Genomic DNA, 13,242 nt, shown 5'->3' on the forward strand with positions numbered 1-13,242 from the left:
GCCCAGCGGAGACTCTCATGCCGAAGCTCGACCTCGACCAGATCGAACAGACCAACCGCACCACTTATCCCGAGCCGTTCGCGTCCGACATGGGCGGGCGCTGGTTTCGGCGCGTCGGCGATTTTGCGGGCCTACAGGATTTCGGCGCCAGCCATGTGGTGCTGAAACCCGGCGGTATCTCCAGCCAGCGCCACTGGCATGTCGACGAGGACGAACTGGTCGTGATGCTTGAAGGTGAGGCGGTGCTGGTGGAGGATCAGGGCCGCACGATCATGCGGCCTGGAGACGTTGCTGTCTTCCCGAAGAATACGGGCGACGGTCACCATCTAATCAATGAGAGCGATAGCGACTGCATCTTTCTTGCAGTCGGCAAGAAGGCGGTCGGAGTTGCGTATTATCCCGACATCGATCTTGTTTGGAACGGCCCTTCCGGCCGCTACGAGCACAAGGATGGCAGCCCTTACTGAGCCGCCTGCTCATATTGTTCGATGATCCAGGGCTCTTCCTGCGCCGCGTCTATCCATTCCTCCATCCACGGATGGTGGATGATCGCCTCCATATAGGTGGCGGCAAAGCGCGGCACCGGAATGGAATAGGTGACGAAGCGCGTCACCACCGGCGCAAACATGATGTCGGCCGCGCTGAACGTGCCGAATAGATAGGGGCCACCTTCGCCATGGCGCGCCCGTGCTTCCGCCCATAGCTCGAGGATGCGGATCACCTCGCGCCGCACCTCTTCCTTCAGTTCGGACTTCTCGAACTGCTTGCGCACGTTCATCGGGCATTCGCGGCGAAGGTTCGGATAGCTCGAGTGCATTTCCGCCGCCATGGACCGCGCCATGCCGCGGGCGGCATCGTTCTTCGGCCAGAAACGCTCGTTGCCGACCTTGTCCGCAAGCCATTCGATGATCGCGAGCGAGTCCCAGATGACGGTCTTATCGTCCCACAGGACCGGGACCTTGCCGCCCGACGGCGCGAACTCGTCGCCTTCGGTGCGCTTGTTCCACTCCTCGTCGAACATCGGAACGGTCATTTCCTCGAAAGGAAGGCCGGACTGCTTGCAGGCGAGCCAGCCGCGCAGCGACCAGGAAGAATAAGCCTTGTTGCCGATGATGAGCTTGAGCATTCCTCGTCCCGCTATCCGATCGCTTCGATCACTGCCTTACGTAACTGATCGATGCCGAGCCCGGTTTCGCTGGACGTCGTGATAATCTGCGGATGCGCCGCCGGATGCTTGCGGGCTTCCTCGGCGGTTTTCGCCTCAACCGCCTGAAGCTCGGACGCCTTGATCTTGTCCGCCTTGGTGAGGACGAGGTGGTAGCTGACCGCCGCGTCGTCCAGCATCTTCATGACTTCGAGGTCGATGTCCTTGATGCCGTGGCGGCTGTCGATCAGGACCAGCGCACGCTTCAGCGCCTGGCGGCCGCGGAGATAGTCGTTGACGAGATAGCGCCATTTCCGCGCCACATCCTTCGGCGCCTTGGCGAAGCCATAGCCGGGCATGTCGACGAGCCGGAAGCGGAGCGGCTGTCCCACATCGAAGAAATTGAGCTCCTGCGTTCGCCCCGGCGTGTTGGACGTGCGTGCAAGGTCGCGCCGGTTGGTCAGCTTGTTGAGGAGCGAGGATTTGCCGACGTTCGAGCGGCCGGCAAAGGCGATCTCCTCGACCTCCGCGTCGGGCAGAAACTGAAGGCCGGGCGCCGACTTCAGGAAGGCGATCGGCCCGGAAAACAGCTTCCGGGCGACTTCCTCGGTATCCGGCGCCTCGTCCGTCATCAGGCTGGCACCGGATCTTTCATCCCCGGCGTGCGGCTGTAGAGCCATTTCTGCTGGGCGATGGTGAGGATGTTATTGGTGACCCAGTAAAGCTGAAGCCCCGCCGCGAACGGCGCCATCACGAACATCAGTACCCAGGGCATGATCGCGAAAACCTGCTTCTGGACCGGGTCCATCGGCGCCGGGTTAAGCCGGAACTGAAGCCACATGGTGATGCCGAGCAGGATGGGCAGGATACCGATTGCGAGGAACACCGGCGGCGTGAAGTCGAGAAAGCCGAACAGATTGACCGGCGTCAGTGGGTCGGGCGCGGACAGATCCTTGATCCAGAGCGCGAAGGGCTGGTGCCGCATTTCGACGGCGAGCAGCAGCACCTTGTAAAGCGCATAGAAGATCGGGATCTGGATCAGGATCGGAAGGCAGCCCGCCATCGGGTTCACCTTCTCCTCCTGATAGAGCTTCAGCATCTCCTGCTGCAGCTTCGGCTTGTCATCCCTGTAACGTTCCTGGAGCGCCTTCATCTTCGGCTGAAGGACGCGCATGCCCGCCATCGACTTGAACTGCTTCTGCGCGATCGGGAACATGAGCGCGCGAACGATGAGGGTGAGGCAGATGATCGCGACGCCGAAATTGCCGATGGCCGCGAACAGCCAATTGAGGAGCGCGAAGATCGGCTTCATGAACCATTCGAACCAGCCCCAGTCGATCGCCTTGTCGAAGCGGGCAATGCCGCCATCCTGATAGCGGTCGAGCAACTGCACTTCCTTCGCCCCCGCAAAGAAACGGGAGGTGGTGCGAACGGCGCGGCCCGGCGGGACGATGGTCGGCTCGGTGGTGAAATCCGCCTGGAAGCTGCCGCGCGGGCCGCGGCGGAAGGAAGCATCGACATTGCTTCGCTGATCGGGAACGATAGCCGTGAGCCAATATTGGTCCGAAAAGCCGAGCCAGCCCCCACGCGTCGAGAAGCGCTGGTCACCGCTTTCGGCAAGGTCGTCATAGTCCCAGTCGTAATTGGCCGCATCGTTGAACACACCGACGGGGCCCACATGCGTGGTCCAGCTGTCGGGGTCAGCGGAGGCGCTGGCGCGGCTCACAAGCGAATAGGGTCGGGCAGCGACTGCGCCGGTTCCGGCATTTGCGACGCTCTGCTCGGCGGTGAACATATAGCCGTCGTCGACGCTGAGCTTGATGCCGAAGCGCTGCCCCTGCGGGCTCGTCCAGCTCAAGGTGACTGGCGACCCCGGCGAAAGGCGGGTGCCGCTTGCCTGCCAGACGGTATCGGGCCCGGGCACGGCCAGCCCTTCGCCCGACCAGCCGAAGCTCGCGAAATAGGCGCCGGGCGCTCCGGCGGGCGAGAGCAGGCGGATCGGCGGGGAACTCCGCGACAGGCCCTCGCGATGGCTGGTGAGGACGAGATCGTCGATCCGCGCGCCGCGAAGGTTGATCGAGCCCTGAAGGCGCGGCGTCTCAATGCGAATCCGGGGCGTTTCGCCGAGTACGGCCTGCCGGCTTCTGATCTGGACCGGCGCGTCGGCGGTGGGGTCCGCCTGCGGCTTTGCGACCGGCACCTGCTTCCCGTCCACGACCTTGGTCGAAGGCGGATTGGCCGTCGGAAACCATTGTTCGGCAATGTAGGTCCAGCCGAACAGCACGATCGCCGACAGGACGATCGCCAGGATCATATTGCGTGAATCGTTCACTTACATCCCCTTACGGTACCGGGTCATAGCCGCTTCCCCCCCAGGGGTGGCATCGAAACAGGCGCTTGGTGGCGATCCAGCCGCCGCGCAGCGCCCCATAGCGTTCAATTGCGGTGATTGCATAGGCCGAGCAGCTCGGCTGATAGCGGCAGCTCGGCGGAAGAATGACGGAAGGGCCCTTCTGCCAGCCCTTCGCGACCAGGATCATGAGCTTACCGATCATCGGCGAAGCTTTCCGAGCGCCTTCGACAGCTCGGCCTTCAGCGCCTCGAAGTCCCGTTCGACCCCGCCTTCGCGGCCGATCAGGATATGGTCGGCGCCGGCAAACCCTTCAGACGGCAGGATTTCCCGGGCCAAGGCGCGAAAGCGGCGCTTCATGCGATTGCGGACGACCGCGCCGCCGATCTTCTTGGTGACGGTGATGCCGAGGCGCATGCCAGGATCACCGTCGGCCCGATCGCGGACGAGCAGGACGAAGCCGGGCATCGGAGCCCGGAGCGCCTTGTTAGCAGCAAGGAAATCGGCGCGCCGGCGGATCGAGGCCGGCGCTGCGGAGGGCGAGTTTAGGCCGACAGCTTCTTGCGGCCGCGGGCGCGGCGAGCGGCCAGAACCTTGCGTCCGCCGACGGTCGCCGTGCGGGCCCGGAAGCCGTGACGCCGCTTGCGCACGAGATTGCTCGGCTGGAAGGTGCGCTTCATCGCTCATACCTCAAGAACTTGAATGAAAAGGGCGGCCGAACGAGCGACCGCCTTGTTGGTGGCGCGGATAAGGAAAGCAGCGGCCAAAGTCAATCGTCCAGAGCGCCGGCTTCGGCTTCCCTGAGCTTGCGCTGTTCCTCGCGCCTTTTCGCGCTTGGGCGGCGGAGGCCCCAATCAGCCCAACGCCCCTTGTTCGGGTGCTTGCGCTTGAAGATCGCGTACTGCCGCTTTGCCCAGCTGCTATATTTCAGCGTAAGCCCAAGCCCCGCGCCGAAGACGATGATGCCGCCCGGCCCCGGCAGAACGCCTAGAGCAGGCGAGATCAACATCAGGAGCAGGCCCAGGACGAAGAGACCGGTCCGCACCGCAGGCACAGTTTCGATCGCCCGCCATCTATCACGCAACGTCATGGCCGCCATGTGGGAAGAGCGTCTTAGTCGGGCAAGACGGGGGAGCAATATTTCGAGGCAACTTGCCGATTGTGGGCGCTTCGCTCATTGGCGGGCATCAGCGGGCCCAGGCAGGGAGGTACGGCATGACGGGACAGATTGGCGGCTCGGATGCCGCTCGCGAGCTTGAAGGCCTCGGCAGTGTGAGGGCGAAGGCGGCACCCATACAGGTGCCCGAATATCAGGCTCGGCTTCAGAAAGCGCGCGACCTGCTGGCGCGGACCGGGACGGCGGATGCTCTGCTGGTCGGGGCTGGAACAAGCCTTCGCTATTTCAGCGGCGTGCCGTGGAGGATGAGCGAACGTCTTGTCGCCATGCTGCTGCCGCGGGACGGCGAGCCCGTCTTCATCTGCCCCGCCTTTGAAACCGGAAGCTTCGATGCAGTCCTAGCGGCGCGGGGCCAGGTTCTCACGTGGGAAGAGCATGAGAATCCGTTCGCCCTCGTCGGCAAGGCCGCACGCGGCGTGGGAGCGAAGACACTGGCGCTCGACCCGCAGCTTCCGCTCTGGTGCCAGTTCCGCCTCCGCGAAGCCGCTCCGGCTCTGGAGCTGGTTGACGGCTCGGCGATCATCGATGGCTGCCGAATGTATAAGTCGAAGGCGGAACTCGCGCTCATCCGCCAGGCGATGCAGATGACGCTCGAAGTGCATCGCCGCGCCGCGCGCATGCTGCGACCCGGCATCGGAGCGGTCGAAGTGGAGCGCTTCATAGATGAGGCGCACCGCGCGCTCGGCGCCGACAATGGCAGTAGCTTCTGCATCGTCTCCTTCGGCGAGGGCAGCGCCTATCCGCACGGCCTACCCGGCGAGCAATTTCTGAAGGAGGGCGATGTCGTCCTCATCGACACGGGCTGCCAGCTTCACGGTTACAATTCCGATATCACCCGCACCTATGTATTCGGCCAGCCGACCGAGGAGCAGCGCACTTATTGGACGCTGGAGCGGGAGGCGCAGCAGGCCGCCTTCGACGCCGTCCGGCCGGGTGTGCCCTGCGAGGCCGTGGACGCCGCCGCCCGGGCGGTGCTGGAGAAAGCGGGTCTCGGCCCCGATTACCGGCTTCCGGGCCTTCCGCATCGCACCGGCCACGGTCTCGGCCTCGACATCCACGAGCCCGCGTACCTGGTGCGCGGCGATCGTACGCCGCTTGCGGCCGGAATGTGCTTCAGCAACGAGCCGATGATCGTCGTCCCCGGCAAATTCGGTATTCGCCACGAGGATCACTTTTTCGTCACAGAAGATGGGGCCGAATGGTTCACCGAGCCGGCCCGATCGCTGGAGCAGCCTTTCCCAGCTGCTTAGCGGTGGGTGCTATCGACTTCCTTCCACTTCCCCTTCAAAGTGAGTGCTTCAAAGGGGGATTCACAGACATGGTTGCGCACGTCGCCACAGTGGCGTTCCTGGGGCTCGAAGCGCGCGCCGTCGAGGTGCAGGTGCAGATCGCAAGCGGCCTTCCCGCTTTCGTGGTGGTCGGTCTGCCGGACAAGGCGGTCGCTGAAAGCCGGGAGCGGGTGCGGGCGGCGCTGGCGGCGATCGGGCTCGCGCTGCCGCCGAAACGGATCACCGTCAACCTGTCGCCCGCCGACCTGCCGAAGGAAGGATCGCATTATGACCTGCCCATCGCGCTGGGGCTGCTCGGCGCGATGGGTGCGGTCGATGCGGAGACGCTGAGCGCCTATGTGGTGGTGGGAGAGCTGGGCTTGGACGGGCGGCTGACGCCGTCGCCCGGCGTTCTGCTGGCGGCGATGCATGCCTCTTCGCGGAGCCTAGGCCTCATCTGCCCGGCCGCGCAGGGCGCGGAAGCAGCCTGGGCAGGCGACATCGAAGTGGTCGCGCCGCCTGACCTCATCTCGCTCCTCAATCATTTTCGAGGCACATCCACCTTGTCCCCGCCGCAGCCCGGAGAGGCCGATCCGCCGGGCGGCGGGCCCGACCTCGCGCAGGTGAAGGGGCAGGAGACCGCCAAGCGCGCCATCGAGATTGCGGCAGCCGGCGGCCACAACCTTTTGATGAGCGGCCCTCCGGGCGCCGGCAAATCGCTGCTTGCCGCCTGCGTTCCGGGCATACTGCCCGAGCTAGCGCCATCCGAGGCGCTGGAAGTCTCGATGATCGCTAGCGTCGCGGGCTCCCTGGTGGACGGACGCCTGATCCGAACGCGCCCCTTCCGCGCGCCGCACCACAGCGCTTCGATGGCGGCTCTGGTCGGCGGCGGCCTCAAGGCAAGGCCGGGCGAGGTGAGTCTTGCCCATCTCGGCGTTCTTTTCCTCGACGAGCTGCCGGAATTTCAGCGCAGCGTCCTCGACTCACTCCGCCAGCCGCTGGAGACAGGCAGCGTCAGCGTCGCCCGCGCCAATGCGCATGTGACCTTTCCCGCACGCGTGCAGCTGGTCGCCGCAATGAACCCGTGCCGCTGCGGACATCTGGGTGATCCGGCGCTCGCCTGCTCCCGCGCCCCGCGCTGCGCAGCCGACTATCAGGCGAAGGTATCAGGACCTTTGCTCGACCGCATCGATCTGCACGTCGATGTCGCCGCCGTCTCTGCCGCAGACCTCGTCCTCCCGCCGCCCAGCGAAGGCTCCGCCGAAGTCGCGGCGCGGGTGAAGGCGGCGCGCGACATCCAAACTGCCCGCTTTTCCGGCCACGGCATCCGCACCAATGCGGAAGCGGACGGCGACCTGCTCGACAGTGTCGCTACACCCGACGAGCCCGGCCGGAAGCTCCTTGCCCAGGCGGCGGAGGCGATGCGCCTTTCCGCACGCGGCTTCCACCGCGTCCTCCGCGTCGCCCGCACTGTCGCTGACCTTGCCGGCAGCGAAACCGTCACCCGCGTCCACGTCGCCGAAGCCCTCAGCTACCGGCGGCAGGCTCCACGGAATTGACCATGGACGAGCGACTCGCGCCGATTGAACGGCTTCGTGAGAAGATTGGCTCTTACCCCGAGCTCAGGTTTGAAGAAGGTGTAGAAGACGGCCAGCGGTGGTTACGAATTGAAGCCACTGACGAGGGAGGTTTTCCGATCACGCTATCGGACGAGGTTGACGAGTGGACAGTCTACTACGGCGACGGAGGCGGGCACCTTCATTTTGACGAAGGGCAAGAAGCACTGGAATATGTTGCCTTCGGCTTATCAGAGGAGTGTCGTCTCGTCGAAACGTGGCGGGGCGACCTACTTCAGAAGAGCAAGCTTGAGAGATGGGATGGGGAGAAGTGGCGCGCGCTTAGCGTCTACGGTGTTTTTCGGTGGCCATTCTGGCGTACGAAACGGGTTGTGGTGCGGCAAAATCGCTTCATTAAGGCTGAAAGCGTTCCGCGGAGTTGAGGCTGTCGATCCAACCGGCCAGCTGGCTGAGGCTCTTAAGTTCCACATAGCGGGGATGACCATCAGGGGCGTCGGCGACTTCGTGGCTCCAGGCGATCTCGAACGGCACGTAAGCCGCCCACGCACCGGCTTCGAGGGCCGGAAGGATGTCGGAGCGCATCGAATTGCCGGCCATCACCGCTTCGTGCGGAGCGGCGCCGTATCGCTCGAAGATGCGGGCGTAGGTTTCCGGCTTTTTGTCGCTGACGATCTCGACGCCGGTGAAATAGTCGCCGAGGCCGGAGGCGGCGAGCTTCGCCTCCTGGTGCCACAGATCGCCCTTGGTGAGGAGGATCAGGCGGCCGCGCTCGTCCAAATCGTCGAGCGCCGCTTCGATCCCCTCCAGCATCTCGACCGGGTGCGAGAGCATCTCCTTGCCGAGCGCGAGGACGCGCCCGACCACCTCCGCCGGCAGCCGCTCGCCCGCGACGGCATGCGCCGTCTCGATCATGGACAGCACGTATCCCTTTGCGCCGTAGCCATAGGCGCCGAGGTTGCGGTGCTCGGTCTCCTCCAGCTGCCGCAGCGCTTCCTCTCGGTCGGCGAACGGCGCGAGCAAATCGGCGAACAGGCCTGATGTACGCCGGAAATAAGTCTCGTTGTGCCAAAGCGTGTCGTCGGCATCGAGGCAGATGAGGGTGATCGGCATGGCCGCCGCAATGGCGGCTCGGCGGGCCGCAAGCAACAAGCGGTTGCGGGAAAGGGGCGGCCTCGGCTAGTCAGCTTTCAGCCCGTGCCCCTGTGGTGGAATTGGTAGACGCGCTCGACTCAAAATCGAGTTCCGTGAGGAGTGTCGGTTCGAGTCCGACCGGGGGCACCAGGCTTCCTCAATTATATTGAACCATCACCGCAAAGGCGCCGCTGTAATTGCCGAGCGGCGTCGCTTCGGTGACCGGAAACGACCCGCCGACTGAGAAGCTGTAGCTCCCGGACGATCCCATCGCGCCGCTCAATATCTGCGTACCCGCCGCCGTGTTGCTCGTCGTCACGGTGAGGCTGCCGCCGCCGGCGCGGTTCATGGCGAAGGTCTGCGGCACCGAGACGGAGAAGACCTGCCCGCCCTCGCCATTGGCGCTGTAAGTGGCCCGAGTTGCGGAGGGCGTGTTCATCGCCTGCACGCCCGCGCCGCTGACGCTCCGCGCGCCGGTCGCCGCATCGACGCTGATCGCGCCGCTGCCGGCGAAGGGCCGGCTCACGGTACCGAAGGCGAGGTTCGAGGTGAGACCGATGGTGATCGGGCGAAAGACGGTGGCGGTCGCGAGGCCGGAGCGGGTACCGCTGAAAGGTGTATGGATAAGCTCTACCTGCACCTCGAATGCGCTGGTGGCTGCGCCTGTTGGTTTGCCGCTACTGTCGCCCTCGATCGGGAAGTCCATGCCCACATAGAAGCTCTTCGTGCTGTTGCGGCCGATCGGTCCGATCGTGAAGGTCATCGGATTAGTGCCGGAAGGCGGTGCGACGATAGTGGCCGTGATGGGCGACACGGTGAAGTTCGTGAGCTGTCCCGCCCGTCCTGTTGGGGAGCCGATAGAGCGGACGGTGATCCGCGCCTCAAAATTGTTGCAATAGCCCGGTCCGCCGCAGCCGACAGTCACCAGCGCGCGAGTTGACGCATTGCTGACTCGATATCCGTTACCGCTAACCTTTGTGACGGTGCCGGTGCTCGGCGAGACGGTGAAGACGGTGGTACCAGATGCGGCCGAAGCGACGTTGCCGAGAACCGGCGCCGGCGTCTCGATCGACTCCACCCAGACGCGGTCATTATCCTGAGCCTGCGCAGACGCGCCAAGCAGCATGATGCCGAGCGCTACGGCGCGTTTGATCCAGCCTCTGATCCCCACACGCGCACTATAGAGGGGAGCGCTGGTGTATCAAAGGCTTAGTCGGCGGGGGTGCCGAAGACCGCTTCTGCGTTCACGTCCGGCGTTCGACCATCTTCCCGGACCGTCACTTCGACCGGTGCTGCCAGTCGCATGTTAAGCCGCCGCGCCTGATCCGGCTCCAGCTCGAGCCGGTAGGTGCCGGGACGAAGATTGCCGATCACGACCGATCCATCGAACTCGGTCACCGCTTCGATCGGCTCCGCGCCTTCGCGAACCATACGGACACGGAGTGCGGAAAGCCCCACCGGCTGGCCGTCGCCTTGCCGCACCGTCACCCTGACGAGCACCTCGGAAATGGGCGCGAGCGGGTAGGGGATTTCGACCACTTTGCCTGGCCGCGGCGAGATTTCGATATTGCCGGGCGGCGAGGTAACGAAGAAGGCGTCGATATTCTCGATGTCGGCCTTGAGGCGGCCGGTGACGGAGTCGCCAAGCCCCGTCAGGAATGCGCGGCCGTCGGGTCCGGTCACGGCTTTTCGTTCGGCGCCGTCAATGGCGACGCCCGCAACGGGCTCCTCGCCAGCATCGAAGACGCCATTGCCGTTCCTGTCGGTGAAGGCATGGAAAGCGGCACTTCCGCCCGCGGCGGGGCCCGGTCTTGTGACGCGATAGTTCCGCGCACCGGGATCGAACGCCAGCCCGAAGGCTAGGCGGACGCCCAAACGCCAGTCCTTCCGCGCCGTGGCGTAGTCGCCGCTGAAAGCGAGGTCGGCGAAGGGCAGGCGAAGGAAGGCCGCGCCCTGCACTGTCAGATCCTTGCCCTCGCCGAAGGTCTTGCCGGCGCCCAGGCGAAAGCCGAGGCGTTCGGAAACGTTGCGGTCGGCGAGGAGCGTCAGTGCGCGAAGCCTGCTGTCCGGCACCAGATCGTAATCTAGCACGCCTCGCACCTGCCATTTGAAGTCGATGAAGCGGGAAAGCGTGATGTTGCCGGTGAGCCGCTGCTGCCTGTCCGAATCCGGACGCTGGTCGCGCGTATAGTCGAGACCTGCCGACACCAGCGTCTGGGCAATCGTGGTGGAGGCGCGGCCGAGGCCGGTCCAGCTCGTGCCGCCGTCGCGGAATACGTCCCGCTCCAGCCGAAAGGAGAGGGGGATGATCTTCCCGCCGATCGGCGGAAGCGCGAAGTCGAGCGTCAGCTCGCTATGCCGCCGGAGCGGCCGCCGAGCATCATAGACGCGGTTCGTCTCGTCCAGAAAACCGCCCCAATATTCCGCGTGCCGCCCCACCAGCGAGACGCCGAACGGCTGGCCCGCAATGCCGAACGCTGCGCCCGTTCCGCCGCCAAAGTCGCGTGCGAGGTCCGCCTGCGCGGCGAGTCCGAACAGGGAGCCTCGAGCGCCGAGGCTCATGAGTTCGCGCCTGCCGCGGCCTTCGCCGCCGGGGAAAAGAGCGGCGCCGCCGATCAGCGTCAGCTCTTCGCTGAGGCCATAGGCAAGGCTCGCCACGGCACGAACGCCGCCATTGCCGGGCAGTATCTCCGATTCCTGCTGGAGATCGATGACGTTCCGGCCCTGCTGGACAACGCCGAAGTCGATCGCCGTCTCGCCCTGGGCGAGCTGACCGCCGCCGACATTGATGATGCGCGTTTCCTCCGACCGCTCGCCGCGCGGGCCGTAGGTGACGATCCGGATGACGTTGAGACCGCGGACCAGCGGCACGTCCAAAAACTCATAGCGGCCGTCCACCGGCTGGCGCTGTCCGCTCCGCAGAACGTCGTTGATATAGAGCTCGACATCGTAGCCGATGGGAAGCTCGCCGCGAAGGTTGATGCGCTGGAAGACGCTGGCATTTTCGAGCTTCGCGGTGGTGAAGGAGATGCCGCGCCCGCCCGCGCTGTGGGGACCGAGGCCGAGCTGCGGCGTATAGACGTCGCCCCCCGCCACATAGGTGGCGTCGAGCGGCCCCAGCAGGCCGCCTTCCGGAGAGCGTCGCGAGAACTCGACCCGGGCAGTGGAAGGATCGCCGGTTTCGTCGGACCCCACATAAGCCTTGAAGCCGGTGTAGAGGACGTCGCCCGCAACCCGCACGTCATAACGGCGCTGGATGAAGCCCGAGCGGCTGTCGCTGCCGCTTTCCAGCGCAATGTCGAAAGCAGGCGGTGTAAACAGATTGTACGGCGATGCGATGCGGAGCATAGGCTCGACCGTGCCAAGGCTGTTGTTGATACCCTCAAGGCGCCCCGCCCGCTCCATCCGCGCCTGGACCGGAAGCTTTTCGAGTGCGATGAGCTTTATCTCCAACGCCTCCGCATCCGCTTGGATGTCGATCGGAAGCAGCCGCTCCAGCGCCGACGCACGGATGAACATATCCGTCTGCGATAGGGCCACCTCTCCAGGCGCAAGCCGCACATCCTTGCCCCCGATGCGGGCGAGGCCGAGGCGGAGATCGACCGTAAGCGCACGGGCTTCCTCCCCGAGCCGGCCGGTAACGCGCTGCTCGGGCGGAAAGACGCTGATGTCGAGATCAAGGAGGCGAGCCAGCTCGCCGACAGGGAGGAGAGGGTCCTGCGGATCGCCGTAGGAGGTGAGCGTTTCCGTCAGCGTCAGATTGTCGAGCTTGACCGCAAAGAGGATGAGTTCCTCCTCGCTCACGGCCGTAGCGCCTGCTTCAGCGGCCGGCGCGGGCTGCGCTTCCGCCGCCCCCAACCCCACCAATTGCAGCGAGAGGAGAGTAAGCCCTCCCAGCATCTTTATGAGGCGGTGAAGGACGACCTCGCTATCACACTCCCTGGCTTGGCGTCGTCATCGGTGAAGACGATGCTGAGCTGTTCGCCCGCCTGCGGCGCGCGCTGGAGGGGGATCCGAATCGAACGGCGATCAATTTCAGGATAGACGCCGACGCCGCGGGCGAGGCCGATCGGCGCCTTCTGCCCGCCAGCGCCATGGATTTCCACATTGCCAAACAGCGAATTGCTGCCCGCGCGGGTAAGATCGAAGCTGAGGACCGGCGTTCGCTTCGGCGGCGCAACGCCGTCGGGCGAGATGTCCGCATAGCTCATCGATACATTCTCGATGGCGGCCTTCACGTCCACATCGCCCGGACGGACGATCACCGGGATGGAAAGGCCGAACACCGACTGGATCCGGAAGCTAAGTTCGCCGGGACGCTGGTTCGCCGCCTGCTCGGCAGTAAGGCCCACGTCGCGGGGCGGAATTGTGGTGACGGTCAGATGGGTGCGATATTCGCCGGTAGCCGCCGGCGGCGGCGACACGCGGATGCGGATCGTCTGGCCCTTGCCCGGCGCAAGCGTCGCACGGCGCGGCGTCGCGATCACCAGCTGCTGCGCGGATTGAAGCTTGTCGGCAACAGGCTTAAATTCAGGAGAAGCCGACACTTCCGATACCGCCTTGATCTCGCCATTCGGCAGCATCACGCGGTCGAC

Annotated in this window: 15 protein-coding genes and 1 tRNA gene; 5 read left to right on the top strand and 11 right to left on the bottom strand. The window is 65.0% G+C overall.

Annotated features, from left to right (window positions below; translation table 11 throughout):
* The first annotated feature begins 17 nt into the window (after positions 1-17).
* Positions 18-467, top strand: coding sequence for a cupin domain-containing protein (locus VGD10_RS13235; RefSeq protein WP_331041286.1), 450 nt, complete (start codon positions 18-20; stop codon positions 465-467).
* Here the strand turns inward: VGD10_RS13235 and VGD10_RS13240 are convergent.
* The 7 genes from VGD10_RS13240 to VGD10_RS13270 form a co-directional block, all read right to left on the bottom strand.
* The gene (locus VGD10_RS13240) at positions 461-1,126 is read right to left on the bottom strand and encodes a glutathione S-transferase family protein (RefSeq protein WP_331041287.1); all 666 of its coding nucleotides are present in this window, start codon (positions 1,124-1,126) and stop codon (positions 461-463) included. The genes VGD10_RS13235 and VGD10_RS13240 overlap by 7 nt on opposite strands.
* 11 nt (positions 1,127-1,137) lie before the next feature.
* Positions 1,138-1,776, bottom strand: a complete 639-nt coding sequence (yihA, locus tag VGD10_RS13245; RefSeq protein WP_331041288.1) for a ribosome biogenesis GTP-binding protein YihA/YsxC — start codon at positions 1,774-1,776, stop codon at positions 1,138-1,140.
* On the bottom strand, positions 1,776-3,476 hold the full coding sequence (gene yidC / locus VGD10_RS13250) for a membrane protein insertase YidC (protein ID WP_331041289.1): 1,701 nt from the start codon (positions 3,474-3,476) through the stop codon (positions 1,776-1,778). The genes yihA and yidC overlap by 1 nt, the downstream gene beginning before the upstream one ends.
* 10 nt (positions 3,477-3,486) lie before the next feature.
* Complete coding sequence (gene yidD, locus VGD10_RS13255; protein ID WP_331041290.1) at positions 3,487-3,699, bottom strand: membrane protein insertion efficiency factor YidD; 213 nt, start codon at positions 3,697-3,699, stop codon at positions 3,487-3,489.
* Positions 3,696-4,013 carry a ribonuclease P protein component gene (gene rnpA, locus VGD10_RS13260; protein WP_331041306.1) on the bottom strand — a complete coding sequence of 106 codons (318 nt, stop codon included), beginning with the start codon at positions 4,011-4,013 and terminating at the stop codon, positions 3,696-3,698. The genes yidD and rnpA overlap by 4 nt, the downstream gene beginning before the upstream one ends.
* A gap of 26 nt (positions 4,014-4,039) precedes the next feature.
* Positions 4,040-4,174, bottom strand: a complete 135-nt coding sequence (rpmH, locus tag VGD10_RS13265) for a 50S ribosomal protein L34 (RefSeq protein ID WP_331041307.1) — start codon at positions 4,172-4,174, stop codon at positions 4,040-4,042.
* An 89-nt stretch (positions 4,175-4,263) separates the two neighbouring features.
* Complete coding sequence (locus tag VGD10_RS13270) at positions 4,264-4,578, bottom strand: hypothetical protein (protein WP_414639533.1); 315 nt, start codon at positions 4,576-4,578, stop codon at positions 4,264-4,266.
* 131 nt (positions 4,579-4,709) lie between these two features.
* On the opposite strand from VGD10_RS13270, the gene VGD10_RS13275 reads away from it, so the two are divergent.
* From VGD10_RS13275 to VGD10_RS13285, 3 genes are all read left to right on the top strand, one after another.
* Entirely contained in the window at positions 4,710-5,921 is a 1,212-nt protein-coding gene (locus VGD10_RS13275) for a Xaa-Pro peptidase family protein (RefSeq protein WP_331041292.1), read from the top strand.
* 68 nt (positions 5,922-5,989) lie between these two features.
* Positions 5,990-7,498: a YifB family Mg chelatase-like AAA ATPase gene (locus VGD10_RS13280; RefSeq protein WP_331041293.1), complete on the top strand. Its 1,509-nt coding sequence runs from the start codon at positions 5,990-5,992 to the stop codon at positions 7,496-7,498.
* Positions 7,499-7,500: 2 nt separating this feature from the next.
* Positions 7,501-7,938, top strand: coding sequence for a hypothetical protein (locus VGD10_RS13285; protein ID WP_331041294.1), 438 nt, complete (start codon positions 7,501-7,503; stop codon positions 7,936-7,938).
* Here VGD10_RS13285 and VGD10_RS13290 read toward each other — a convergent pair.
* On the bottom strand, positions 7,910-8,626 hold the full coding sequence (locus VGD10_RS13290; RefSeq protein ID WP_331041295.1) for an HAD family hydrolase: 717 nt from the start codon (positions 8,624-8,626) through the stop codon (positions 7,910-7,912). The two genes, VGD10_RS13285 and VGD10_RS13290, sit on opposite strands and share 29 nt — an antisense overlap.
* An 86-nt stretch (positions 8,627-8,712) precedes the next feature.
* Between VGD10_RS13290 and VGD10_RS13295 the strand changes: the two genes are divergently transcribed.
* Positions 8,713-8,797 (top strand) — tRNA-Leu (locus tag VGD10_RS13295).
* Between the two features lie 7 nt (positions 8,798-8,804).
* Here the strand turns inward: VGD10_RS13295 and VGD10_RS13300 are convergent.
* The 3 genes from VGD10_RS13300 to VGD10_RS13310 all read right to left on the bottom strand — a co-directional run.
* Positions 8,805-9,818, bottom strand: a complete 1,014-nt coding sequence (locus VGD10_RS13300) for a DUF4402 domain-containing protein (RefSeq protein WP_331041296.1) — start codon at positions 9,816-9,818, stop codon at positions 8,805-8,807.
* A gap of 38 nt (positions 9,819-9,856) precedes the next feature.
* Positions 9,857-12,451, bottom strand: a complete 2,595-nt coding sequence (locus VGD10_RS13305; RefSeq protein ID WP_331041297.1) for a hypothetical protein — start codon at positions 12,449-12,451, stop codon at positions 9,857-9,859.
* A gap of 98 nt (positions 12,452-12,549) precedes the next feature.
* Positions 12,550-13,242: fimbria/pilus periplasmic chaperone (locus VGD10_RS13310; RefSeq protein WP_331041298.1), on the bottom strand; the 693-nt coding region annotated here is incomplete at its 5' end.

This window comes from Allosphingosinicella sp., from assembly GCF_036402135.1.
Classification (GTDB): domain Bacteria; phylum Pseudomonadota; class Alphaproteobacteria; order Sphingomonadales; family Sphingomonadaceae; genus Allosphingosinicella.

Coding starts and splice junctions, on each gene's coding strand:
- VGD10_RS13235 (WP_331041286.1), top strand. CDS start 18: ATGCCGAAGCTCGACCTCGACCAGATCGAACAGACCAACCGCACCACT.
- VGD10_RS13240 (WP_331041287.1), bottom strand. CDS start 1,126: ATGCTCAAGCTCATCATCGGCAACAAGGCTTATTCTTCCTGGTCGCTG.
- yihA (WP_331041288.1), bottom strand. CDS start 1,776: ATGACGGACGAGGCGCCGGATACCGAGGAAGTCGCCCGGAAGCTGTTT.
- yidD (WP_331041290.1), bottom strand. CDS start 3,699: ATGATCGGTAAGCTCATGATCCTGGTCGCGAAGGGCTGGCAGAAGGGC.
- rpmH (WP_331041307.1), bottom strand. CDS start 4,174: ATGAAGCGCACCTTCCAGCCGAGCAATCTCGTGCGCAAGCGGCGTCAC.
- VGD10_RS13275 (WP_331041292.1), top strand. CDS start 4,710: ATGACGGGACAGATTGGCGGCTCGGATGCCGCTCGCGAGCTTGAAGGC.
- VGD10_RS13280 (WP_331041293.1), top strand. CDS start 5,990: ATGGTTGCGCACGTCGCCACAGTGGCGTTCCTGGGGCTCGAAGCGCGC.
- VGD10_RS13285 (WP_331041294.1), top strand. CDS start 7,501: ATGGACGAGCGACTCGCGCCGATTGAACGGCTTCGTGAGAAGATTGGC.
- VGD10_RS13290 (WP_331041295.1), bottom strand. CDS start 8,626: ATGCCGATCACCCTCATCTGCCTCGATGCCGACGACACGCTTTGGCAC.